General features: G+C 71.1%; 14 protein-coding genes. 6 read left to right on the top strand and 8 right to left on the bottom strand.

Going from position 1 to position 24,122, the window contains the following annotated elements; translation table 11 throughout:
- Nucleotides 1–117: 117 nt before the first annotated feature.
- Nucleotides 118–3,795, bottom strand: coding sequence for a S8 family serine peptidase (locus ACNPQM_RS38950; RefSeq protein ID WP_418087678.1), 3,678 nt, complete (start codon nucleotides 3,793–3,795; stop codon nucleotides 118–120).
- A 287-nt stretch (nucleotides 3,796–4,082) separates the two neighbouring features.
- Between ACNPQM_RS38950 and ACNPQM_RS38945 the strand changes: the two genes are divergently transcribed.
- Nucleotides 4,083–5,099: a helix-turn-helix domain-containing protein gene (locus ACNPQM_RS38945; protein WP_418087677.1), complete on the top strand. Its 1,017-nt coding sequence runs from the start codon at nucleotides 4,083–4,085 to the stop codon at nucleotides 5,097–5,099.
- A 454-nt stretch (nucleotides 5,100–5,553) separates the two neighbouring features.
- Here ACNPQM_RS38945 and ACNPQM_RS38940 read toward each other — a convergent pair whose 3' ends face one another.
- Entirely contained in the window at nucleotides 5,554–6,432 is an 879-nt protein-coding gene (locus ACNPQM_RS38940) for a hypothetical protein (protein WP_418087676.1), read from the bottom strand.
- Nucleotides 6,433–6,482: 50 nt separating this feature from the next.
- Between ACNPQM_RS38940 and ACNPQM_RS38935 the strand changes: the two genes are divergently transcribed.
- Together ACNPQM_RS38935 and ACNPQM_RS38930 are read left to right on the top strand one after the other, a co-directional pair.
- Nucleotides 6,483–6,620, top strand: coding sequence for a hypothetical protein (locus tag ACNPQM_RS38935; RefSeq protein WP_418087675.1), 138 nt, complete (start codon nucleotides 6,483–6,485; stop codon nucleotides 6,618–6,620).
- Between the two features lie 776 nt (nucleotides 6,621–7,396).
- On the top strand, nucleotides 7,397–8,398 hold the full coding sequence (locus ACNPQM_RS38930; RefSeq protein ID WP_418087674.1) for an LAETG motif-containing sortase-dependent surface protein: 1,002 nt from the start codon (nucleotides 7,397–7,399) through the stop codon (nucleotides 8,396–8,398).
- Nucleotides 8,399–8,493: 95 nt separating this feature from the next.
- Here ACNPQM_RS38930 and ACNPQM_RS38925 read toward each other — a convergent pair whose 3' ends face one another.
- The 5 genes from ACNPQM_RS38925 to ACNPQM_RS38905 form a co-directional block, all read right to left on the bottom strand.
- A complete protein-coding gene (locus ACNPQM_RS38925) occupies nucleotides 8,494–10,323 on the bottom strand; it encodes a GMC oxidoreductase (protein ID WP_418087673.1) in 1,830 nt (609 codons plus the stop codon).
- A 48-nt stretch (nucleotides 10,324–10,371) separates the two neighbouring features.
- On the bottom strand, nucleotides 10,372–11,988 hold the full coding sequence (locus ACNPQM_RS38920) for a succinic semialdehyde dehydrogenase (protein WP_358860540.1): 1,617 nt from the start codon (nucleotides 11,986–11,988) through the stop codon (nucleotides 10,372–10,374).
- A gap of 303 nt (nucleotides 11,989–12,291) precedes the next feature.
- A complete protein-coding gene (locus tag ACNPQM_RS38915; RefSeq protein ID WP_418087672.1) occupies nucleotides 12,292–13,926 on the bottom strand; it encodes a protein kinase domain-containing protein in 1,635 nt (544 codons plus the stop codon).
- Nucleotides 13,927–14,080: 154 nt separating this feature from the next.
- Nucleotides 14,081–16,735: a protein kinase gene (locus tag ACNPQM_RS38910; RefSeq protein WP_418087671.1), complete on the bottom strand. Its 2,655-nt coding sequence runs from the start codon at nucleotides 16,733–16,735 to the stop codon at nucleotides 14,081–14,083.
- Nucleotides 16,736–16,902: 167 nt separating this feature from the next.
- The gene (locus tag ACNPQM_RS38905; RefSeq protein ID WP_418087670.1) at nucleotides 16,903–18,876 is read right to left on the bottom strand and encodes a serine/threonine-protein kinase; all 1,974 of its coding nucleotides are present in this window, start codon (nucleotides 18,874–18,876) and stop codon (nucleotides 16,903–16,905) included.
- A gap of 119 nt (nucleotides 18,877–18,995) precedes the next feature.
- Here ACNPQM_RS38905 and ACNPQM_RS38900 point away from each other — a divergent pair, with 119 nt between their 5' ends.
- A complete protein-coding gene (locus ACNPQM_RS38900) occupies nucleotides 18,996–20,084 on the top strand; it encodes a serine hydrolase domain-containing protein (RefSeq protein WP_418087669.1) in 1,089 nt (362 codons plus the stop codon).
- 36 nt (nucleotides 20,085–20,120) lie between these two features.
- Here ACNPQM_RS38900 and ACNPQM_RS38895 read toward each other — a convergent pair whose 3' ends face one another.
- Nucleotides 20,121–21,827 carry a glycerol-3-phosphate dehydrogenase/oxidase gene (locus ACNPQM_RS38895; protein WP_358860545.1) on the bottom strand — a complete coding sequence of 569 codons (1,707 nt, stop codon included), beginning with the start codon at nucleotides 21,825–21,827 and terminating at the stop codon, nucleotides 20,121–20,123.
- A gap of 249 nt (nucleotides 21,828–22,076) precedes the next feature.
- On the opposite strand from ACNPQM_RS38895, the gene ACNPQM_RS38890 reads away from it, so the two are divergent.
- Nucleotides 22,077–23,339: a nucleotide sugar dehydrogenase gene (locus ACNPQM_RS38890; RefSeq protein WP_358860546.1), complete on the top strand. Its 1,263-nt coding sequence runs from the start codon at nucleotides 22,077–22,079 to the stop codon at nucleotides 23,337–23,339.
- A gap of 105 nt (nucleotides 23,340–23,444) precedes the next feature.
- Nucleotides 23,445–24,077: a hypothetical protein gene (locus tag ACNPQM_RS38885; RefSeq protein ID WP_418087668.1), complete on the top strand. Its 633-nt coding sequence runs from the start codon at nucleotides 23,445–23,447 to the stop codon at nucleotides 24,075–24,077.
- The last annotated feature ends 45 nt before the right edge of the window (nucleotides 24,078–24,122 follow it).

Genomic DNA, 24,122 nt, shown 5'->3' with positions numbered 1-24,122 from the left:
CCGGGGGTGACCCCGCGCGGGCCGGCCGCGCCCAACCCCCGGGCGCCCCCCCCTGGCCCCCGTCGCCGGGCCCCCCCCCCCGCGGGGGCCCCTGGGGTGCCGGCCCCCCGGCACCGGTCAGCGGCGGATCTGGTAGGCGCGGGTCACCGTCTGCTCGATGGTGTTGCCACCGGCATCGGTGGCCTGCACCCGCAGCGACACGAAGCCCGCGTTCGCGGGGTTGTCGATCGTTCCGTTGAGGCCGCCGTCGAGGCGGACCTGCTGCCAGTTGGTGCCGTCGTCGTACGAGGCCCACAGCTTCGCCCCGGCGAGCTTCAGACCGTCCAGGCCCTTGGGGTAGCGCACGCCCAGTCCGATGCGAGTGGTGGAGTGCGGCCGGGCGCTGTTGGCCTGGTCGACGTCGAGTCGGTAGTCGACCGACAGGACGGGGAGCAGGGTCAGCCCGTCCTTCCGCTCGGAGTGGAAGCGCCAGTCGGTGCGCACCTTGGTGGAGGTCGTCCAGCCGGGAGCGTCCCGCTGCACGTCGGTGACCACGCGGTATTCGGCGCGCTGTGCCGTCATCGGGAAGGCGACGGGTGCCGAACGGACGCTGCCGAGGAGCTGACCGTCCCGGTAGACGGTGGACAGAGCCTTGTCGCTGGCGGCTTCGACGGAGAAGTACTGGTCCGGCGCGGTGTCGAGCAGACCGCCCGACGCCAGCACACCGACATCGCCCTGCCGGGCGGCCGAGTTGGGCTGTGCGTCCGGCAGCGCGGTGCGGACCACGGCCTTGTTCCAGTCGCGGTGCACGTGCTGTCCGGCCTTGAGCGTCGAGATGTTCGTCAGCTTCCAGGAGCCGTCCCACGTCCACACGGGACCTGCCTTCACCGCTTCCCAGGTGGGCACGTCCGCGGAGACGTACTCGGTCCGGGAGCGCGGCAGGACCACCCGGTCGAAGCCGAAGTACGCCGTCGGCTGCATCGGCGAGCGCATCAGCCGGGCGTATCCGCCCTCGGTGGCCGGCGTCGAGGCGTGGAACGAGGAGTCCACGGTGGCCAGTTCCTCGTCGCTCACCCGGTAGCGCTGGTCGGCGGGGATGCCGCCCTTGCGGTACTTCAGCAGCTCGTAGGAGTACGGGCTCACCGCCGTGCCGGAGATCCTGATCACGGCGTTGTCCAGGGCCGCCAGCTCCTCGCCCTGGGTACCGGAGAGGGTCATCGCCGGGATCTTGGTGGCCGTCGTGCCCCAGTTTCCTGCGAGCCAGTTCTCGGGGATGTCGTTGTAGATGAGGATGGCGAGCGCACCGGCGCTCGCGGCGTCGTCGACCTGCTCTCGCACCGTTCGCTCGGCGCTCCGCTTCACCAGGGCGAGCTTGCCCCGGACGTCCTCGCCGGCCTTCGCCACACGCAGGACACGGGTGCCGTCGATACGTGCGGAGCCCGTCCAGCCCTCGAGGTAGGCCGCGTCCAGGGTCCGGTTGCCCTGGCCGACGAGGCGGGCGTCGAGTGCGGGTGCGCCGAGCGACCAGCCGACGCGCGATTCGAAGCGCTCGTTCGCGGTCTGCGACGGGATGGAGTACACGGCCGTCTCGCCGTCCAGCCACATCTCTCGGTCGTGGATGAGGCCGCTGTCCACGGCCTGGAAGTTCAGACCGATGCGGGCGCGGTTGGTCTCCGTCGGCCGGCGGGTGGTCATGGTGACCGGGCCGGCCTCGGCGCCGTCCAGGGTGAAGGTCCGATCGGAGTCGATCATCGTGCCCGGCTGGACGGCGTAGGTGTACTCCTCCAGCCGGCTCCAGTCGGAGGTGTAGTGGAAGATCTCCGAGATGAAGGCGTGCTCACCGCGCGGTACCCGCACCACGACGGTCCCGTCCGCTGCGACCGGGTACGTCTCGGGCAGTCCGTAGCCGCCCAGTTGCCAGGCGGTGACCGCGGCGATGCCGCTCGTCGGCTTGCCGTCGCGGTCGAGCACCTTCAGCGTGACGTCGAAGCGCTGTACGTCCCGGCCGAAGCCGACCGCCGTCACTGCCGCCGTCCGCCCGTCGGCGGAGACCGCGGTGACGTGCGCACCGTGGGATCCGGTCGTCACGCCGACGGTGTTGAGGGTGAGGCCGACCTCGGCGGTGCCGTGCGCCGGCACGGTCACCGAGTCGGCTCCCAGGCTGAGCACCCCGGCCGGCAGTTCCTCGCCCGCGTTCTCGATCTTCAGGGCGAGGGTGACCGGCTGGTCGCCGTCGTTGACGTACTCGATCTTCTTCCCGACCGGCGCGGTGGCGTCCCAGTCCCGCAGTCCGAAGTCGACCGTGCCGCTGGCCGATACGGGCTGCCTGAGTGCGCGTGCCACGTCCACGCGGCCGGCACCCTGGGCGTAGACGGAGGTGGCGGCGGTGGTCTTGGCCGTACTGATCAGCTGGCTCTTCAAACGGGCCGCCGTCCAGTCCGGGTGGCGCTGCGCGAGGATCGCGGCGGCGCCGGCCACGTGCGGCGTGGCCATGGAGGTGCCACTCGCGGTGGTGTAAAAGCCGTCCACCGGCGTGCCCATCGTCGTGCCGGCGGCGCGGGCGGCGGCGATCCGCGAGCCCGGCGCGGTGATCTCCGGCTTGAGCCCGCCGTTACCGCCTCGCGGGCCCCGGCTGGAGAAGTCGGTGACCGCGTCGGTGGAGTCCACGGCGCCGACCGTCAGGGCCGCGTCGGCGGCTCCGGGTGAGCCGACGGACGTTGCCGCGGGGCCGCTGTTGCCCGCCGCGATGGTGAACAGCACGCCGGTTTCTGCCGTCAGTTCGTTGACCGCCATCGACATGGGGTCGGTGCCGTCGGCGCCTTCCCCGCCGCCCAGGCTCATGGAGATGACCTTCGCCCCCGAGTGCGCGGCCCAGTCCATCCCTTCGATGATCGAGGACTCCGGGCCGCTGCCGCCGTCGTCGAGCACCTTGCCCACGATCAGTCCGGCGCCCGGTGCCACGCCCCGGTACTTCCCGCCGGAGGCGGCTCCGCTTCCCACAATCGTGGAGGCGACGTGGGTGCCGTGGCCGTGGCCGTCGCGCACCGTCTCGCCGGGGACGAAGCTGCGGCTTTCCACGATGCGGTCGGCGAGGTCGGGGTGCGTGGCGTCGATACCGGTGTCCAGCACCGCGACCTTCACGCCGGTGCCGTCGAACCCGTCCTTCCACGCCTCCGGGGCGCCGATCTGCGGGACGCTCTTGTCGAGGAGCACCTTGACCTGCCCGTCCAGCCAGAGGCGCTGGACGCCGCCCGACAGGCGGGCCTTGGGAGTACCTGCGCGGGCGCTGTCGTCGTCGATGGCCTCCCAGAACGTGGCGCCCTTGCGCTTGTCGGCGCTGACGGCGGCTCCGCGTACGCCCGGGAGTTTCCGGGTGAGGCGGGCTCCGCCGGGTGCGGTGTCCTTGGCGCCGGACGCGTAGCGCACGATCATCGGGGTCGACGCGTGGTGGGCATCGTCGTACCCCTGGGCGATGAGCTGGGTGACGTTGAACAGCCGGCCGTCCACCTGGCCGTTGTGCACAAGTGCTTCGGCGTCGCGCGGGATCACGTACACATCGGTGCCGACGGTGTACGTCCGCAGCTCGGCCGCACTGCGGTGGTAGGGAGTGACGTTGACGGCGAGGGTCTTGCCCGCCCTCGTGGCCACCGTCACCTGGTCTCCGGTGACGAGGGTGACCTTCGCGGTGCGGACTCCTGCTTGGGGCGGGGTGGTTACCGCGCCCTCCCCGGCCTTCGGTGCGGGGGAGGCACCGTACACCAGACCGCCGCCGGCCACGGTGGTGGCCAAGGTGGTCGCCAAGGTGAAGCTGAGCATTGCGGCTCTTCGCCTGAATCGCATGCTGAACGCTCTCCTTCCGCCGGCAGGGAGGGTTCCGCGACCGGCGGGTCAAGCCTCGGCAGGAAGGGGCACCGACGCTACGGCCGCGCCTGACGAAGAAGTGACATGTCCGCTCGCCGCCACATCGCGCGTGTCGAAGCCGGACGGTCGTCGTGCGTGACAGCGCGGGCATCGTCCCGGTGTACGGGTGTGGTTGGATCACGCTGTTTCCGGTGGGTGGTACATCGGTTGGGGTGGGCGGGGGCGTCGTGAGGGGCGGACACATGCTGGAGGCCGCGGGGATCGAGGCGGGCGAGGAGCGGGTGTACCGCTTCCTCGTCGGGGTGCGTGAGGCTGATGCCGCGTTGATCGCGGAGCAGCTGGGGCTCGAAGTGGCCCAGGCACACAGGCTGTTGGCCTCGCTCCACGACAAGGGGCTGGTGGGGCGGGTGGCCGTTTCGCCGGCCGGGGGCGCGGTGCGCTATGTGCCGGTGGCGCCGGATGCGGCGCTGCGTCCGCTGCTGTTGCGTGGGCATGAGGCGCTGGAGTCGGCGCGGCGGGGAGTGGAGCAGCTCACCGAGGAGTACCGGGCCGCGGGGCGGCGGCATGACGCGGGGCAGCTTGTCGAGGTGATCACGGGAGTGAGCGTGATCCGGCAGCGGCTGCGTCACATGGCGTACGGGGCCAGTCGGATGCGGTGGCTCTGCAAGGCCGGCCATGTGGCCATGCCTGCGGCGGAGAACGACGAGGAGTGGGAGCTGCTCGCCCGTGGGGTGCGGTACGAGGCCATCTACGAGCGCGCGCTGCTGGAGGAGCCCGGCATGGTCGACAACGTCGCCCGCAGCATCCGCGCGGGTGAGCAGGCGCGGGCTACCGGGACGCTGCCGGTACGGATGGTGATCGCGGACAGTTCGATCGCCATCTGCCCGCTGATGCACGGCGGTTCGGGTGGTTCGCTGGGTGAGCCGACGGCCGCGGTGGTGCGCGGCAGCAGCCTGCTCGACGCGCTGGTCGCGCTGTTCGAGAGCGAGTGGGCCGCGGCGTCGCCGCTGCACGTCACGGAATCCGGTGAGCTGGCCGACTTCGGCGGCAGTCCGCGGCCCGGTGCGAACGTCGCCGACGACGAGCGGTATCTGCTGTCCCTGGTCGTCGCCGGGGTCGCGGACAAGGCGATCGCCTCGCAGCTACGGGTCAGCCAGCGCACGGTGCAGCGCCGGATCCAGGTGCTGATGCAGCGCGCCGGCGCCGCGACGCGGACGCAGTTGGTGTGGCAGGCAGCGCGGCGGGGGTGGCTTTCGTGAGAGGGCCGGCTGTCACGGGAGGGACGGCCGGGCAGCGATGAGGGCACCTGCCGCTTCGAGCGCGGCGGGGCGGAGCCGTGGGTGCATCATCGGGGGCCTCTTCGAGAAGGTGCAGGCAGGGAGCGCGCGGTTCGGATCAAGTCTCCGGCTTCCGAGGCCCGTGTGTCACCTGTTGCGGGTGCCGTGATTGCGACATGTCGTCTCTACGACAAGGCCAGCCGGGGTGGCCCTTGAGGGAATCGCGGCCGGAACGGTGTCCGCCCAACGGTCGATTGGGCCCCGGTTGGGACTTGAGTTCCAGGGCGTTTCAGTGGAGTGACTGAACTGCCATTGAATATGGACCGGTTGAGGGTCAGGCGGGTTCGCGGCCTCTCCTGGTGCGCCCAGCGGCCGGTGGGGTGCGCAGGGCGGCATGGGCCCGTACACCACCACACATCGCCGCCGTCGGTTCACGTCAGTCGTCCTCGTCCGGGGTGTACGGCGGGATGGTCCAGCGCAGTACGGTCTCGCCTGCCCGGGATTCGAGCGTGGCGGGATAGACCTGGCCGGCGCCCCGCTCGCCGTTGTGGCGCACGGAGTGGTCGCCTGGGTCCCAGCCGAGGCCGAGCACCGGGCAGCCGCCGACGTCGATGAGTCCGGCCAGCAGCGGATGGTTCCAGCCGACCCGGTTGAACCGGTAGAAGTCGGTGTGGGCATCGACCGAGACCATCAGCCCGTTGCCGGGGCCCTCGCGCATCCAGGCCCTGAGCTGTTCGGCCATCGCCTCGGCCTCGGACAGAGGCAGATCCAGCCAGCCGCGCGGCCCGTGCCCGCTGTACCGCGGAGTCCGTTCACCGCCGAAGAGGGCGTGGACGTCTCCCTCGTACCGGCCCCAGTATGTGACGTCGGCCAGGCCGTCGGTGGAGTCACCGTCCAGGCCGACGAAGCCGTCCAGCGCCCCCGCGTCCCCAAGTGCCATGCCGCACCGATCCACCGGCAGGTCGCCCAGCTGCACGGGGGCGCCACGGAGCCAGGGGAGACCGAGGCCGACCTCCAGTACGGCGACGGTCGGTTCGCCGTCGAACGGTGATTGAGACGTCCGGGCCCGTACCGGCAGCGACCGGTCGGCGGCGGCGGAAACGGCGATCGCCTCGCACATCCAGGCCGTCGGCTCGCCGGCGCCGCCGGGGCCGTAAAGATGACCGCCGCCGGCCGCTGCGGCTTCCGCGGCCCGCTCGGACAGCGGCGGTCCCACCTGCGGCCAGTAGTCGATCCAACCCGCCATCCCGAGTACGAGGGTTCCGGAGGGGGCGGTGACAGCGCCCAGATCCACATCGGCATCGGTATCGGTCATCCGCAGATTGAACAGGTACGGAGCCGAATGGATCAAGGCGGGTCGCATCCGTGCGGGACCCAGGCACCGGTTGGATCCCACCAGACGCCCGCGACTACGAACGGCTGACCGCGACCTCCGAGGCCGCGATCAAGGTGGTGATGATCCGCCTGATCCTCGTCCGGCCCGCCGGGCAGCCATCACGGTGAAGCCATGAATCCCACCGCAGGACCGCCCGAACCAAGACCGTCGAGGGCCCCGTCGCAGCGTAATCAACCGGCCGCCCGACAGGCTCTCACCCGTACGGCGCGTGACCGGCACCTCGGTGGCTTCGTTGGTCCCGGTGTCCGTGCCAGCCAGGGGCGGCTCAGGAAGAAACCACGCGTGGCTCCGCTGGAGCGTGTGGCGTACTGCAGGTACGCCGTGGGACCGCGCCCCAGCGTGCGTGACCGGTCGGCAGGGGACAGCAGCCCGGTCACCCCAAGAGCGGTCGGCCCCGGGGACGCCCGGAGCCGACCGTATCCGGACGAAACGGTTGCGCGGGGCGCAGCCGATCCAGCACGACGCAAGGGGCAAGTCCCCCTGTCGCACTACCCACGACCTGGGTCGACACCTCGTACGCCCCCCCCGTGCGGGGGCGCCGACCCGACGCACCACCTTCCCGCGGCGCCACCCCCGGCGCCGCCCCTCGGCACCGGCGCCGCCCTGACGTCGATGCTGATCGACAAGGGCCCCACGGGCCGGTTCACACCGGACCGCGGGGCCCTTGGTTATGGAGCAGCGGGGAATTTCCGCAGGTCACGGGGGCGACGCAGCATCGTGTGGCATATGTCACATAAAGATTCCGTGAATACCGGGACAACCATTGCGGCGGGTGGTTGGTCATGCATGCAGAACAACGGCCCCACCTGTGACCCCATCACGGAAGGCCCGTCCCCACCCGCGTACCGCGGCCACAGCGGTACACCGGACTCCTGAGGTCTTCATGAAACTTCGCCGCGCCATGGCGGTGGCCGCCGCCACCGCAGTCATAGCACCCGCAGCCATCCTGGCCGCCCCGGTCGCGTTCGCCGACGACACCGTCACAACCGTCGAGTCGACGACCCCGCAGCCGACCGAGAGCACCGAGACCACGCCCAGCGGTACGCCGTCCGACGAGGTCACCACCACAGCTCCCGCCGAGAGCACCTCCTCTCCCGCCGAGGAGACCGGCAAGATCGCGGAGGAGACGGGCAAGCCTGCCGCGGTGACGTCCGACACGCCGTCCGCGGACACCGGCGCCACCCCGTCCGGCACGCCGTCCGAGTCCGAGGACCCGCAGGAGCCGGCCGAGTGCGAGAAGTCCGACCTGGACATCTCGATCAACGGCCTGCCCGGCAAGATCGCCCGCGGCAGTGGCTGGCACACGTTCAAGATGAACGTCTACAACTCGTCGAAGACGACCGTGCGCGAGATCGACTACTTCGCGGGCGCCTCCTCCGACAAGGACGGCAACGACCTGTTCAAGTCGAAGCAGGTCAGCCTCCAGGCGCTCGACCTGGACACCCACACATGGGAGGACCTCAGCGAGGACGGCCGCGCGGTGGGTTACGTCGGCCAGTCCGACGAGATCCGCGCGGGCTACGAGGTCGACATCCCGCTCCGCATCAACGTGAAGTCGACCGCCCCGGTCGGCGCCGGCTTCACCCTCGGCGCCGGTCTGTACGTCGGCGACAAGGACTGCATGGGCGTCAGCGACGTCGCGTACAAGTTCCAGATCGTGAAGTCCGGCGGCAGCGGTTCGACGCCGCAGACCGGCGGCACCGCTCCGGTCCCTGCCAAGAAGCCGTCCTCCAACACCACGGGCCAGGTCTCCGGCACGCTCGCCGAGACCGGTTCGTCCTCCGCAGTGCCGATGGTCGCCCTTGCGGGCGGCGCGGCCGTAGTGCTCGGCGCCGGTGCGATGTTCGTCGTGCGGCGCCGCAGGAACGGTGACTCCGCCGCGTAACGGGCGAAGTCACCGGTAGGCGTGAGGGGCTGCACTCGGAGGGGGGTGCAGCCCCTTTCCGCTGTCCGGATCCGCCCGGCTCCGAGAGCGGGGACCTACTGCTTCTTCTTCGGCGGGACCGTCGGCAGACCCAGGAACGGCAGCTTCAGTGCGCCGAACGCCTCCTTCGGCACCGCCGGTGCCTTCGGCTCGACCGCGGCCAGCCGTTCGTAGGCCTCGCCCTGCGCCGGGCGCGGGTCCGCCTCCCCCTTGTTGGGCCAGAACGACATGGCCCGCTCCGCCTGCGCGGTGATGGTCAGCGACGGGTTGACGCCGAGGTTCGCGGAGACCGCCGAGCCGTCCACGACCGAGATGCCCGGGTGCCCGTACAGCCGGTGGTACGGGTCGATGACCCCGTCCTTGGCGCTCGCACCGATCGGGCAGCCACCGAGGAAATGCGCGGTGAGCGGGGTGCCCATCAATTCGCCGATGTTCGACCCGGCGAAGCCGTTGATCTCGTCGGCGAGCAACGAGGCGCTGCGCGTCGCCTCCTCGATCTGGGTGGGGTTGGGCGCCCCGTGCCCCTGCCGGGCGGTGAGCAGGCCCTTTCCGATACCGCTGGGCTTGCGGTACGTCGTCAGGGAGTTGTCCAGCGACTGCATGACGAGACCGATGATGGTCCGCTCCGACCAGCGATGGTTGGAGAGCGACCGGAGGGCGAGGGTCGGGTGCTTGGCCATGTTGCCGAGCCAGCCCAGCACCCGGCGGCTGCCGTACGGGACCTGGAGGATCGACAGGGAGCCCATGGCGTTGGAGCCCTTGCCGTAGCGGACCGGCTCGATGTGGGTGTTCTCGTCGGGGTGGATCGAGGACGTGATGGCGACGCCCTGGGTGAAGTCGGCCTTCGCGGTGCCGTGCTTCCTGCGGTAGCGGCGGTCGCTGGTCTGGGAGCCGACGAGCGCCTCGGAGTTGGTACGGGTCAGCTCGCCGAGCCTGGCGGAGAGCCGGGGCAGCAGCCCCTTGTCCTTCATCGTGTGGAGCAGGGTCTGGGTGCCGTACGTGCCCGCGGCGACGACCACCTTGCGGGCACGCAGCCGCGTCTGCCCGCCCTTCTTCCGGCGGTCCGTCGGGACGGTCGTGACGTGGTACCCGCCCTCCGGGTCGTCGGTGATCGCGACGACGGAGGTCATCGGGTGGATGACCGCGCCGGCCTTCTCGGCGAGGTGGAGGTAGTTCTGGTTGAGGGTGTTCTTGGCGCCGTGGCGGCAGCCCGTCATGCATTCGCCGCACTCGGTACAGGCCTTGCGGGCGGGGCCCGCGCCGCCGAAGTACGGGTCGGCGACCGTTCCGCCGGGCTTCGCCTTCGCCGTGCCGTCGGCGTCGTTGCCGTCGCCGAAGAAGACACCGACCGGGGCCAGATGGAAGGTGTCGCCGACGCCCATGGCCTGCGCGGCCGCCTTCAGATGGACGTCGGACGGGGTCATCGTGGGGTTGAGCCGCACCCCGAGCATCCGCTTGGCCTGGTCGTAGTACGGCGTCAGCTCGTCCTGCCAGTCGGTGATGGAGGCCCACTGGCGGTCCTCGAAGAACGGGGCCGGCGGGACGTACAGCGTGTTGGCGTAGTTGAGGGAGCCGCCGCCGACACCCGCCCCGGCGAGCACCATCACCTTGCCGAGCAGATGCACGCGCTGGATGCCGAAGAGCCCGAGGGCAGGGGCCCACAGATAGTTCTTGATGTCCCAGGAGTTCTTGGGGAGGGTGCCGGGGGTGAAGCGGCGGCCCGCCTCCAGGACCCCGACCCGGTACCCCTTCTCGCTCAGCCGCAGGGCGGACACCGCGCCGCCGAATCCCGACCCGACGACGAGGACGTCGTAGTCGTACGCCGCGTCGTCCTCGGTCTCACCCACCGGTCCGGCCTGATTCTGGGCAGGGCTGTCCTGGGACATGGCTCTCCTCGGTGCGAAAGGGACAGAACGTGCTGCGGTGTTACGGGCTCAGCGCAGGCGGAACGCCTTCATCACCTGCAGGCTGCGGCTCATGAACGCCGCGTACTTCTCGTCGTCCATCCCGAGGGACGGGGCGAGCGGGATCAGCCTCTGCTGGGCGACGGTCTGGGCCTCGGTGTACTTGAGGATGCCCTCGGAGCCGTGCCGCCGGCCGAGACCGGAATCCTTCATGCCGCCCATCGGGGACTGCACGCTGCCGTATGCGGAGGCGTACCCCTCATTGATGTTGACCGTACCGGTCCGCAGCCGGGCGGCGACGCGGTGGCCGCGCCTGGAGTCCTTGGTCCAGACGCTGGAGTTCAGGCCGTACGGGGTGGCGTTGGCGAGGGCGATGCCCTCGTCCTCGTCGGAGAAGCGGTAGATGGAGACGACCGGGCCGAAGGTCTCCTGGGTGCAGACGGCCATGGGTGCCTCGACGCCGTCGAGAATGGTCGGCTCGTAGAACAGCGGGCCGATGTCGGGGCGGGCGACGCCGCCCGCGACGAGTGTGGCGCCCTTCTCGACGGCCTCCGCGACATGCTGTGTGACGGTCTCCAGCTGGCGTTCACTGACGAGCGAACCCATGTCGGCGCCGTACGCGAGGGAGCTGCCGAGCCGCATGGCCTTGGTGCGGGCGGCGAACCGCGCCACGAAGTCGTCGGCGACCGACTCGTGGACGTACAGCCGCTCGATGGAGATGCAGAGCTGTCCGGCGGAGGAGAAGCAGGCGCGGACGGCGCCCGCGGCGGCCTTCTCCACATCCGCGTCCTTCAGGACCAGCATGGCGTTCTTGCCGCCGAGCTCCAGCGAGACGCCGACCAGACGGGCGGCGGCTCCCTGGGCGACCTCGCGGCCGGTACGGGTGGATCCGGTGAACGACACGTAGTCGGCGTGCTTGACGACCTCGGGACCGACAACCGGTCCGTCACCGAGGACGACCTGGAACACCTCGGCGGGCAGCCCGGCCTCGATCAGCAGGTCACGGGCCCAGAGCGCGGTGAGGGCGGTCTCCGTGTCGGGCTTCATCACAAGGGCGTTGCCGGCGACGAACGCGGGCAGCGCGTCGCCGACAGACAGTTCGAACGGGTAGTTCCACGGCGCGATCTGACCGACGACGCCGCGCGGCTGGCGCAGCTCGGTGACCTTGGTCAGCGCCGGTACGGCACCGGTGTGCCGCTTCGGCTTCAGATACGAGGACGCCTTGCGCCCGTAGTGCCGGGCGGCGATGGCGACCGCCTGTACCTCCTCGTGGGCGTGCAGGCGGGCCTTGCCGGTCTCCAACTGGATGAGGTCGAGGACCTCGGCCTGGCGCTGGAGTACGAGGTCGTGGAAGCGGAGCAGGACGGCGGCCCTGGCCCGGACGGGGGTGGCGGCCCAGGCGGGCTGGGCGGCGCGGGCCCGGGAGAAGGCTTCGGCGACGTCCTCGGGGGTGGACTCCGGCAGGTCGGCGAGCTTCTCCCCGGTGAAGGGGGTGTGGTTCGCGGTACGACCGGAGCCGACGACGCCACGGGTCAGCTGGGCGACCACCTCGGGCGTCACCACATCGGCAGCTGTGCGCGCGCCCGCGGGGGCGGCGGCCACAGGGTTCGAACCAGGGTGGGCAACAGAGGCCTGCGAGTCCGTCATGGGGCGAGAGTATGTCCAGCCGCACACTTTGGATACCCACCGGTAACAGGTTTTCACAGTCCCCACAAATCGAGCCAGTGTTCACTGGCGGCATATTTGCTGATCAGGGGCTATCTACCGAGCTGGACGGGCTGACCGGCCGTTCGCGAAACAACTGCGCGGCAGCGGCACGCAGTCCTCGGCGGACGCGGGATCCTCGTGTGCCCGATCCTCCGGCCGGTCGTCCGCGGATTGGTTCTCGGCCGCCGCCCTCTGCTCCCCCTGGTTTTCCGTGCGCTCGTCACGCCGCACGCGCAGGCGCCGTCAGCCGGCGTCACCCGGGGCGCGCCAGCCCCGCAGCATCGTGTCGAACTGGTCCCGCGTCGTGTCCCAGTCCTCCGCCGGGCCCGACATGTACAACGCGTACTCCGGGCCGCCGTCCTCCCCGAAGTACATCTGGTCGATCGCGTGGCGCGGGCCGGGGTGATCCTTGGACTCGGTCCAGGTGAACTCCCAGAGGGACCCGGGACGATCGCGGTAGAGGTTGGAGTGGAGGGTCGTGCGCTCATAGCCCGGCAGCCGCTCGGTGAGCGTCTTCTCCAGGTCCACCATGTGCATGTACGGGTTGTCGAAGTCCGGCTCCGGGTCGACGCTGATCCGGATGTAGTGCTCGCCGTTGTCCGGGGTGTAGTCGACGCTCTGCCCCTTCACGCGGCGTTTCCAGCCGTCGGGGACGACCAGGCCGAATCCTTCGGGATCGGTGACCGGGTGCCAGCCGTCGGGCACTGCCTTGGCGGAGGGGACGGGCCCCGGGCTCTGGGACGGGGTGTGCGGCGGAGTGTCGGCCGCACGGACCGTTCCACTCTCCGCGTCGCCCGTTCCGGAGCTCTCGCCGAACTTCATCGCGGCCAGACCGGCGCCACCGCCGACCAGCGCGGCAAGCGCGATGACCAGGACCGTCGTACGCCACCGGCCGCGGCTGCGGCGGGTCACCGGGCCGGCCGTGAACGGTTCGGGGTCGAGTGCCGCCGGGCCGGTACCGGCCGTGGCACCCAGGTCCGTCGCCCGCAGGGCTTCCTCCGGCACCCGTTGCGTCGGTACGTACGCCTGCGCCGCCCGGGGCTCCCGCCCCTCCATCGCGTCCAGCAGCATCCGTTCCGTCTCGGCCGCCGAGGGCCGGTCCGCCGGGTCCTTGCGGAGCAGCGCGGTGATCACCGGGCCGAGCGCGCCGGCCCGGGCGGGCGGCGTCGGTTCCTCGGCGACGACGGCCTGCATGGTGGAGATCGGGGACGTACGGCGGAACGGCGAGCGTCCCTCGACCGCGGAGTAGAGGGTGGCGCCGAGCGACCAGAGGTCGGATGCGGGACCGGGATCGCCGCCGCGTACCCGCTCGGGCGCCAGATAGTCGATGGACCCGACGAGTTCACCGGTCCTGGTGATGGTCGAGTCGCCCTCTATCGCGGCGATACCGAAGTCGGTGAGGAGCACCTGACCGTCACGGGCGAGGAGTACGTTGCCGGGCTTCACGTCCCGGTGCAGCACACCGGCGCTGTGCGCGGCGCGCAGCGCGCTCAGGACATGGAGGCCGATCCTGGCCGCTTCGCGCGGCGCGATCTCGCCACTCTCCTTGGCAGCGTCGGCGAGTGACGGCCCGTCGACGTACTGCATGACGAGCCACGGCCTGTTGTCGTACTCGATCACATCGTGGACGGTGACCACGCCGGGATGAGTGATGCGGGCCGCGGCGCGGGCCTCCTTCTGGGTCCGGGCATGGAGCACGACCCGGTCGGCCTCGGCGACGTACAGCCCGGCGGTCAACTCCTTGACGGCGACCGTGCGATGCAGCACTTCGTCATGGGCGCGCCACACCTTTCCCATGCCGCCGCGCCCCAGGACTTCGCCGAGCCGGTATCTTCCGGCCAGTATCAGTCCCGCTTCCGTTCCTTGTGATCGTTCCACTGTCCCCCGCCCCGTTTCCTTCGAACGCCAGGTTACGGAGGGGGAGTACAACCACGGAACCTCGCACCGCCCAAGAAACCGCACTGTGATGCTTGTCGCGCGGGCGCTCTTCCGCTGCGGGCGCCTCAGACCGGCCGGCACATGGGGGCGGGTCTCAGGAGTTCACGCGGTAGGAGGCGATGGCCTGTTCGTAGACGGCGGTCACCTTGTCCCGCTCGTTCTCCGGGCCGATCACCTGGATGACGTGGTAGCGGCCGTCGACGATCATCGCGAGGTTGCGGACGTACACCTCGCGCCCGGTCTCGTCCTGCCAGGTGAACTGGCCTTCCGCCATGGCCTGTCGTCCGACGTCGATACGGCGCAGCCCGGTCGCCGATGACCAGCTGGAGTCCCGGAAGGGCTGCAACTCCCGTTCCTTGTCGCTCTGATAGACGAGCGGGTCGCTGCCGTTCGCCTTCACGGTGTCGCGGCCCGGCACGACCAGCAGGCTGAACCCGTCGCTGCCGTACCTGACCTGCCGGTCGGCGCCACCGGCGCTTCGCTGCCAGCCCTTGAGTACGCCGACCTCGAAGCCCTCGGCGTCCTTGCGCAGGGTGTAACCGGGTGCGAGCGCGACGGCCGAGCGGCTGGTCTGCGGCTGCTCCGCACCGGGCGACCGGGACGGTGACTGCGGCTCGGACTGCGCCGGCGGCTTCCCGTCGGAGGAGTCGGGTGAGCCGGTGTCCGAGGCCGCCGCGCTCGACCCCTTGGAACCGGAGGGGGAGTCCTGCCCGGCACCGCTGTCCGCCTTGGGCATGAACATCACGGCGTATGCGATGGCGGCGGCCAGGCCCAGCAGGATCAGCACGAGCAGCAGCCGTCCGAGCCGCCGCGGCGCACGTCCTTCGCCCTGCCGGGGGCGGGGCGGAGTGCGCAGCGCCTTGGGACCCTTGGGTTCGCGGGGCTTCTCGTACCGCTCGGGCCGCTCTCTTGTCTGGCGGTGGCGACCGTGCGCGAAGGTGCTGCCCATGCGGCCGCGGCGCTTGCGGACCAGCTCGCCCCGGCGGCGCACGATGGGCAGCCGGGTGCCGTCGACGGACGGCAGCGGCACGACGTCGAGACCGGCCTCGGGCTCGGGCGCCGACCGCACGAGGGAGCGCAGCCAGCCGCGCAGTTCCTCGAAGTCCGGGCGTTCGGTGGGGTCCTGGCGCAGCAGCGACTCGACGACCGGACGCAGCGGACCGCACTCCTCGGCGAAGGCGGGCGGCTCGCCGCAGACCATCTGGACGAGCTCGGCCGCGCTCTCCTCGGGGTACGGGGCGTGGCCCTGAACGGCGCGGTAGAGCAGGGCGCCGAGCGCCCAGAGGTCGGTGGCGGGGCCGATGGGCGGTGCCAGCTGCCAGTTCTCGTGCACGGGTCCGGCCTGCTCGGGCGCCCAGCGCTCGGTGACGGCGCCGACGACGGCGATCCGTGCCTGCCGGGCGCGCTCGGCGGCGAGGGTGGTGGCGGGGCCGCGGTAGGCGGGGGCTCCCTGGTCACCGGCGACGGTGTCGTCCCAGCGGCCGGAGGTGGGCTGCTGTCGGTGCTCCCGCTGCTGCGGTGCGGAGTTGCCGTGGCGACGGGCGTCGGCGCGCAGGGCGTCCTCGTTGGAGCCGCCCGCGGGAACAGGGCGCCCGAAGTCGGCGCCGTCGCCCCATGAGCCGATCAGGTGCATCCGCCGGTCGGGCGGCCGTCGGCCCCCGTGGCCCGCGTCGGTACCGTCGCCGCCGTCACGGCCGTACGGGGCGTCGTACTCGTCGTCGCTCGCGTCGCCCTCGCCGTCGTACGGGTCCGTCGCGGTGGGGCCCCACCCTCCCGTGAGCTGCGGGCGGCCGATGTCCGGGGGGCCGGGACGCTGAACGGGGAGGCTGCCGGCCCGGTCCGCCTCCTCCGGCTCGCCGGTCCCGGCACGTCGCTGGTCCTCGCTGACGCGTGCGGCGGCGCGGGCGCCCGCGCGGTAGGCGGCAATGGCTCCGGCGCGCGCGGCCCGCAGCTGCGCGGAGCCGTCCACGCCGGGGGCAGCCGTGTCGGGATGCAGCGGCGACTGTACGGTCTCCAGCTCACCGGCCGGACCGCGCGAGGACGGCAGCTCGACGGGTCCGGGCGGCCCGGCTCGTTCGGCGGGCTCCTCGGACGGTGCATGCGGGCCGGTCGGGCCCGACTCGAGCGCGGGCCGCCCGTACCCGCTCCCGTCCTCGGGCTGCGGCGTCGGCGCATATCCGCACAACGCCTCCTCCGCCGCCCCGGCAGCCAGGCCGGTCAGCATGACGCGTCCGTCGTCGCAGATCAGCACCGTACGGACGGTGATGTTCCGGTGGGTCCAGCCGTGTGCATGCAGCACCCGCAGGGCCGTCAGCACATCGGAGCCGATCTCGGCGGCCCGGTAAGGATTCAGCGGCCGCTCGGCGAGCAGCGCGGCCAGCGGACGGGCCGCGACCAGTTCGCTCACGATCCAGAGCGATCCGTCCTCGGCGAACACGTCGAAGACCTGGTCGAGCCGGGGATGGTCGGGGACCTGGGCCGCCGCCTGCGCCGCCTCGATGGCGCGCCGGACCGCCGGGTCCGTCGACCGCCGTACGGCCCGCCCCGTCACCTGCCGGGCCGCCGGGGCCGGCCCGTCGCCGTCGAGCACCTCGGCGTCCACCACCTCGGGCAGCGGCACCTGCCGGACCAGGACCTCCTGCCCGCTGTAGGTGTCGAACGCCCGGGTCTCGACCAGCTCGTACTCATCGGACGGAGGCAACGGAAGGCGGTAGCGGTCGGCAAGCACCCGACCCGCATAGTCGTCCACGACGCCTCCCCAGAGCGCGCTGTCCCCCGGCCACGGCGACCGCATCAACCGTCAATTGCGGTCACATACTGTGCAATTCGCCTACGGTTATGGCTGCGTACGGTCCTCGACCTCTCACAATACGTGGCAAGTACCGGCCGTGCGGCAGGGTCGACGCAAACCGCCGCTCAGTCCTTGGGCCGGAACGTGGCGAACGCCGTCTCCCGCGCGGTCCGGCACGCCTCGTCGTTCCACTCGCTCGCCTTGCAGCTGATCATGATCGAGTAACCGTGCGTGGCATCGACCTTGAAGCCCCGGTTGAGCACGCGGCTCCGCTGCCCGTTCTCATTGCGCTCGAACTGCCAGTCGGCAACGGTCGGATAGCCGTTGAACTCGACGGTCTCGATCCCGAGGTGCCGATAACCGCTGCTCGTGGACGCGATGTAGCCCTTGGCCGCGTTCCAGGCCGCGGCGGCATCGTCCTTGGGAGAGTTGTTGTAGTCGACCTGGACGCGCGGGTAGCCGCCGTTCACCGCGTAGATCCGGCCGGAGTTGACGCCCGCGATCTTGTAAGGCGTGAAGTTCTTGGGCATCGCCATCATGAAGTGGAACCGCTTGTCGGTGACCATCTTGTAGCCGTCGGGCAGCGCGCCCGCCTTGCCCGCGTCCGACCCCTTGGACTCGTCCGACCCCTTGCCCGAGTCGTCGTCCTTGTTCTTGCCCTTGCCCTGGTTCTCGCTCTGATCGCCGCTCTGCTCCTGGCCCTGGTCCTGTTCCTGTTCCTGGTCCTTGCCGGAGCCGGCGCTCGTGGCAGCCCCCGCCGAGGCCGGCGTGCCGCCCTTGCCGGAGCCGCTGCTCCGGTTGTCCGCGTCGTCCCCGCCGAGCGAGAGCGCGAGGACGGTGCCGAGCACGACGAGCGCGACGGCGGCCGCGATGACCGCCAGGGTGCGACGGGACACCACGTCCGTGAGGGACGCGCGGACCGGCGTGCTGGACGGGCCGCCCGGACGCTGCGGCGGTACACCCCCGGAGGCGGAGGCTGCCGACACCTCGGGCCGGGCCGGAGCCGGGGAATCGGCAGAGGCAGCGGGTGCGGCGGCGGAGACAGGAGCAGCGACAGCCGCACCCGCTCCGGGCGCCGGCTTCGCGTTCCGCGCGGAACGCAGCGCACCGCGCAGCCGGTCCCGGGCGCCTTCCGCCGGTTCACCGGACTTCGACGCCCCCTTGGTGCGGGGAGCGACGACGCTTCCGGGCAGCGCCATGACCTGGGTGGAGTCGGCCGGCGGGGGCACCACGGGGGCCGGCTTGTCGGCGGCGTGGATCACCTCGTTGAGCAGGGCCCTCGCACCCGCGTCGTCGAGCCGCTGCTCCGGATCCCTGGCGAGCAGGCCGTAGATGACCTCCTCCAGCGGGCCCGCGTTCTTCGGCGGGTCGAGCGGCTCGGTCATCACCGCGGTCAGGGTGGCGATCGCCGAACCCTTGTCGTACGGCGGGGAGCCCTCGACGCTCGCGTACAGCAGTCCGCCGAGCGACCACAGGTCCGCGGGCGGTCCCGGCTTGTGTCCGCGGGCGCGCTCCGGCGAGATGTACGACGGAGCGCCGACGAGCATGCCCGTCGAAGTGACCGACGGATCGCCCTCGACCTGTGCGATGCCGAAGTCGGTCAGCACGACCCGGCCGTCCTCGGCGATCAGTACGTTGGACGGCTTCACATCGCGGTGCAGGATGCCCTCGCGGTGCGCCGAGCGCAGCACGTCGAGGATGGCGAGACCGACCTCGGCGGCGCGCTTCGGCGTCAGCACCCCGTCCTCGCGGACCGCCTCGGCGAGCGACTTGCCCTCGATGAGTTCCATCACGATCCACGGCCGGTCGTCCTCGTCGACCACGTCGTAGACCGTCACCGCGCCGTTGTTGCGGATCCTGGCGATCGCCTTCGCCTCGCGCAGTGTGCGCGTGATGAGCCGACGCTTCTCGTCCTCGTCGATGGCCGACGGGAACCGCAGCTCCTTGACCGCGACCGTGCGGCCCAGTGTCTCGTCTACAGCACGCCAGACCGTGCCCATACCGCCCCGGCCGAGCACCACCCCGAGCCGGTACCTACCCGCAAGGAGACGTCCATCCGCGTCCCGTTGGGGCTCCCGTGCCTGCTCCGCCTCCGACATGCGTCCCCTCTGCGATCAACCCGCCCTGGCAGAGCGTCCATTGTCCCTCACCCCGGGACCGGTCATGGTGCCGGGTCCGGGGACCGTCATGATGTGGCCGGAGGAAGGGACTCCCCGCCATGCCGTCACTCAGAGCGCTGCCCGCCGCCCTGGTGGTGCTCACACTGTTCGGCCTCGGAACAACGAGCCTGCCCAGCGAACCACACCTCACGCCCGCAGCCGCGTACCTCCCCCGGCTCGTCGCCGAGGGCGGCGCCCCGGCCGCGGCACTCCTCACCCGGGACACCTCCTCCGTCCGCCGCGCCACCTACCGCTCGACCGGTCCCGGCATCCGCTCGGCGGACCGGTTCCGGGCAGGCAGCATCACCAAGTCGTTCCTCGCGACGGTCGTCCTCCAACTCGCCCGGGAGCACAGGCTGCAGCTGTCCGACACCGTCGACAGCCATCTGCCCGGGCTGGTACGCGGTCACGGCAACGACGGCCGCCACATCACCCTGCGGGCCCTGCTCACCCACACCAGCGGCCTCTACGACTACACCGCGGTCCCGGGCACGCACCCCGTCTCCGCCATCGCCGCGGTCCATACGGCCGTGGCCCACCGCCCCACGAACACCACCGGCGGTTACTCCTACTCCAACACCAACTACGTCCTGCTCGGCCTGGTCGTTCAACGCGTCACCGGACACAGTTACGCCGCCGAGATCAGATGCCGCATCATCAAACCCCTCCGTCTCACCGGCACCTCGCTCCCCGGCGCCCGCACCGGCCTGCCGGCCCCGCACGGGCACGGCTACTCCCGCGACCCGGCCGACGGCTCCCTCAACGATGTCACCGTCCTCGATCCGCGCACCGCTGGCGCCGCCGGAGAGCTGATCTCCACGCTCGCCGATCTGAACCGCTTCTACGCGGCCTTGCTGGGCGGCCGCCTGCTGCCGCCCGCCCAGCTGAGCATCCTGCTGAACACCGTTACGGCGCACGGGACCTACGGCATGGGCATCTATCCGCAGAAACTCTCGTGCGGGACGACCGTCTGGGGTCACAACGGCCACATCGCGGGCAGCTACGTCCGTACCGCAGCCACCCGAGACGGCCGACACATCCTGACGTTCCGCATCAACACAGACACCCTGACCGAAACAGCCCTCGAACCGGCGCTCCTCGAAGCCGAGTTCTGCCCCGCCGGGCAGAACCGTCACCCCGCCTCCTGAAGGTCCGCCGATCGGCTGGGACCGACGATCGGACCGTCAGATCGGCACGATGTCCGGCGCCCCGAGCCGTGCCGCGTCCGCCGTCAGGTCGTCCGGCTGACGCTGCGACTCCCGCTCCGCCTGCACCCGCTTCTCGTAGTGCTCCACCTCCCGCTCGATCTGCCCCTCGTCCCAGCCCAGTACCGGAGCCATCAGCTCCGCGCATATCCGCGCGGAGCGGGTGCCCCGGTCGAAGGTCTCGATGGAGATCCGGGTCCGCCTCGTCAGAACGTCGTCGAGATGACGGGCCCCCTCGTGCGAGGCGGCGTAGACGATCTCGGCCTTCAGATAGTCGTCCGCCGCCGGCAACGGCTCGCCCAGCGAAGGATCGGCGGCGATCAACTCCAGGATCTCCTCGGTCATCGACCCGAACCGGTTCAGCAGATGCTCCACCCGGGCAACATGCAGCCCCGTGCGGGCCGCGATCCTCGCCCGTGCGTTCCACAGTGCCCGGTAGCCCTCCGCGCCCAGCAGCGGGATGTCCTCCGTGACACAGTCGGCCACCCGCTGATCGAGGCCGTGCACCGCCTCGTCCACGGCGTCCTTCGCCATCACCCGATAGGTCGTGTACTTGCCGCCCGCGACGACGACGAGCCCCGGGGCCGGGTGCGCCACCGTGTGCTCGCGCGACAGCTTGCTGGTCGCGTCCGACTCGCCGGCCAGCAGCGGCCGCAGCCCGGCATAGACACCCTCGACGTCATCCCTGGTCAACGGGGTGGCCAGGACCGAGTTGACGTGCTCGAGGAGGTAGTCGATGTCGGCGCTGGACGCGGCCGGGTGCGCCTTGTCCAGGTCCCAGTCGGTGTCCGTCGTCCCGATGATCCAGTGGCGGCCCCACGGGATCACGAACAGCACGGACTTCTCGGTCCGCAGGATCAGTCCGGTCGAGGAATGGATGCGGTCCTTCGGGACGACCAGATGGATGCCCTTGGATGCCCGGACGTGGAACTGTCCGCGCTCACCGATCAGCGCCTGGGTGTCGTCCGTCCACACCCCGGTCGCGTTGACCACCTGCTTGGCCCTGACCTCGTACTCCCCACCCGCCTCGACGTCCTCCACCCGCGCGCCGACGACCCGTTCGCCCTCGCGCAGGAAGCCGATCACCCGGGCCCGGTTCGCCACCTTCGCGCCGTATCCGGCGGCCGTGCGCACCAGCGCCGCCACGTAGCGGGCGTCGTCCATCTGGGCGTCGTAGTACTGCAACGCCCCGACCAGCGCGTCCTTCCTCAGCGCGGGCGCGACCCGCAGAGCCCGGCGGCGGGAGAGGTGCCGGTGCACAGGCAGCCCTCGGCCGTGCCCCGACGACACCGACATCGCGTCGTACAGCGCAACGCCCGAACCGGCGTAGAACCGCTCCCAGCCCTTGTGCTGCAACGGATAGAGGAACGGCACCGGCTTCACCAGATGCGGGGCCAGCCGCTCCAGCAGCAGCCCGCGCTCCTTCAGCGCCTCCCGCACGAGCGCGAAGTCGAGCATCTCCAGATAGCGCAGCCCCCCATGGATCAGCTTGCTCGATCTGCTCGACGTGCCGGACGCCCAGTCGCGCGCCTCGACCAGTCCGGTCGAGAGCCCTCGTGTCGCCGCATCCAGCGCCGTTCCGGCGCCGACCACGCCCGCCCCCACGACCAGCACGTCCAGTTCGCGCTCGGCCATCGCGGCGAGCGCCTCGGCGCGCTCCGCGGGTCCCAGTGTCGCTGTCCTCACCGCTGCCTCCCGGTAGATCGGGGTGGGTCCGGCACGGGGCTGAGGTCCGACCGGGGGGTCGGGCGCCCGTAGCCACCTCTCGATTCTGTCCGCGGTCCGCGACTTCAGCCACCGCCTGTGGACAACACCCGGGCGACGAGCCTCGCACAATGCGACATATAGGTCATATTTACGCCTAGTCTGACATTGCGCTGTCCTCAGCGGTTGCGCTTTCTGCTCTCATGGTCTTAGGGAAGGACGGCCACTTCTATGCCCGCAGACCTCGCCGTCATCGGACTCGGTCACCTCGGCCTGCCTCTCGCCCAAGCCGCCGTCGCCGCCGGTATCCGCACCGTCGGCTACGACACCGACCCACACCCGTTCGCCGAGCTCTCCGCCGGCCGCACCCCCGTCGAAGGCGCCCTCACCGCCTCGGAGATCCGACGGATGCTCTCGGGGGGCTTCCGGCCCACCACCGACCCGGCCGAGCTGGGCCGGGTCCGTACCGCCGTGATCTGCGCGCCCACCCCTCTCGGCGCCGACCGCACCATCGACCTCACCGCCGTCGCCGACGCCACCCGCGCCCTCGCCGCCAAACTCCGCCCGCACACCACGGTCCTGCTGGAATCGGCCGTGCCCCCCGGCACCACCGAGAGTTTCGTGCGCCCCCTCCTCGAAGAGGGCTCAGGACTGCGCGCCGGACGCGACTTCCACCTCGCCTGCTCCCCCAGCCGTCTCGACCCGGGCAACCGCGCCCACGTCTACGCCAACACCCCCAAGGTCATCGGCGGCCTCACCCCCGCCTGCACCGAATCGGCCGCCGCGTTCTACGGCCGGCTCACCGACAAGGTCGTACGCGCCCGCGGGCCGCGCGAGGCCGAGATGACCAAGGTTCTGGAGACCAACTTCCGGCACGTCAACATCGCCCTGGTGAACGAGATGGCAGTGCTCTGCCACGACCTCGGGGTCGACCTCTGGGACGTCATCCGGTGCGCCGAGACCAAGCCGTTCGGCTTCGAGCCGTTCCGTCCGGGCCCCGGCGTCGGAGGCCACTGCGCCCCGGTCGACCCGGGATACCTCCCGTACAGCAGTCGCACCCCCGGCCACCCGCTGCGGATGGTCTCGCTCGCTCAGGAGATCAACGACCGGATGCCGAGTTACGTGATCCAGCGCTGCGCCATTCTGCTGAACGAACACGGCAAGTCGGTCCGCGGCGCCAGGGTCCTGCTCCTCGGCGTCACCTACAAGCCGGACCTCGCCGACCAGGAGGCTTCCCCCGCCCGGGAGATCGCGACGCGACTGATGGACATGGGGGCGCAGATCGGCTACCACGACCCGCACGTCCTGGACTGGCGCGTACGCGAACTGCCCGTCCCGCGCGCCGACTCGCTGTACGAGGCGGCAGCGAGCGCGGACCTGACGGTGCTGCTGCAGCACCACCGTACGTACGACCTCCAGGGCCTCGCCGTGAAGGCCCAGCTCCTTCTGGACACCCGCGGCGCCACCCCGGCCGGAGCCGCACACCGGTTGTGAGCGCGGTTCCCCCAAGGATTTCGGTGGGCGATGTCACAGGCGACTGCTAGCCTGCGGCGTCACTTCTCGCACAGTCGTGCGCTCCGTCCCAGGGGGGATACCACCATGAGTCAGCCCGTGCCGCCGCCGAACCAGTCGCAGCAGCCCTACGACGCCCAGCCCGGCGGCAACCCGTTCGCGGGCGGGCAGCCGGGTCAGCCCGGCGTTCCGAACGGCAACCCGTACGCCGGTCAGCAGCCGGGTCAGCCCGGCGTTCCGAGCGGCAACCCGTTCGCCGGTCAGCCGGGCCAGCCCGGCCAGTTCGGCGGCGCACCGTTCGCACCGGCCGGTCCTGTCCGTAACAACATCGGTCTCGGCCTGCTCGCCGCCGTCGTCGCGATGGTCGTCGCCGCGGGCGTCTACGGCGCGATCATCGGCGCCACCAAGCACCAGATCGGCTACGCGGCCGTGGGCGTCGGCTTCCTCATCGGCTTCGCAGCGGGCAAGGTCGGCGGCCGCAACCCCGCGCTCCCGGTCCTCAGCGCGGTGCTCGCGCTGGTCTCGGTCTACTTCGGGCAGCTGCTCGGTGAGGCGATGATCGCCGCGAAGGAGCTCCCGGTCACCGTCTCCGAGCTGTTCTTCGACCACTTCGGCCTCCTGAACGAGGCGTGGAAGGCCGACGCCGACCCGCTCACCTTCGTCTTCATCGCGATCGCCGCGTTCGCCGCGTTCTCCGCGGCCAAGAAGACCGCGGACTGATCCGGTTCATACGGAAGGGCCCGGACCGCTCAAGCCGGGGCGGGC

The organism is Streptomyces sp. NPDC056231 (genome assembly GCF_048270745.1).
GTDB lineage: Bacteria > Actinomycetota > Actinomycetes > Streptomycetales > Streptomycetaceae > Streptomyces.
This window is presented reverse-complemented; position numbering and strand designations above follow the sequence as displayed.

Bases quoted from the DNA above. Each gene is read 5' to 3' on its own strand.
- ACNPQM_RS38900 (WP_418087669.1), top strand. From the start codon at position 18,996: ATGCCGTCACTCAGAGCGCTGCCCGCCGCCCTGGTGGTGCTCACACTG.
- ACNPQM_RS38930 (WP_418087674.1), top strand. From the start codon at position 7,397: ATGAAACTTCGCCGCGCCATGGCGGTGGCCGCCGCCACCGCAGTCATA.
- ACNPQM_RS38940 (WP_418087676.1), bottom strand. From the start codon at position 6,432: ATGACCGATACCGATGCCGATGTGGATCTGGGCGCTGTCACCGCCCCC.
- ACNPQM_RS38890 (WP_358860546.1), top strand. From the start codon at position 22,077: ATGCCCGCAGACCTCGCCGTCATCGGACTCGGTCACCTCGGCCTGCCT.
- ACNPQM_RS38885 (WP_418087668.1), top strand. From the start codon at position 23,445: ATGAGTCAGCCCGTGCCGCCGCCGAACCAGTCGCAGCAGCCCTACGAC.
- ACNPQM_RS38920 (WP_358860540.1), bottom strand. From the start codon at position 11,988: ATGACGGACTCGCAGGCCTCTGTTGCCCACCCTGGTTCGAACCCTGTG.
- ACNPQM_RS38950 (WP_418087678.1), bottom strand. From the start codon at position 3,795: ATGCTCAGCTTCACCTTGGCGACCACCTTGGCCACCACCGTGGCCGGC.
- ACNPQM_RS38925 (WP_418087673.1), bottom strand. From the start codon at position 10,323: ATGTCCCAGGACAGCCCTGCCCAGAATCAGGCCGGACCGGTGGGTGAG.
- ACNPQM_RS38945 (WP_418087677.1), top strand. From the start codon at position 4,083: ATGCTGGAGGCCGCGGGGATCGAGGCGGGCGAGGAGCGGGTGTACCGC.
- ACNPQM_RS38905 (WP_418087670.1), bottom strand. From the start codon at position 18,876: ATGTCGGAGGCGGAGCAGGCACGGGAGCCCCAACGGGACGCGGATGGA.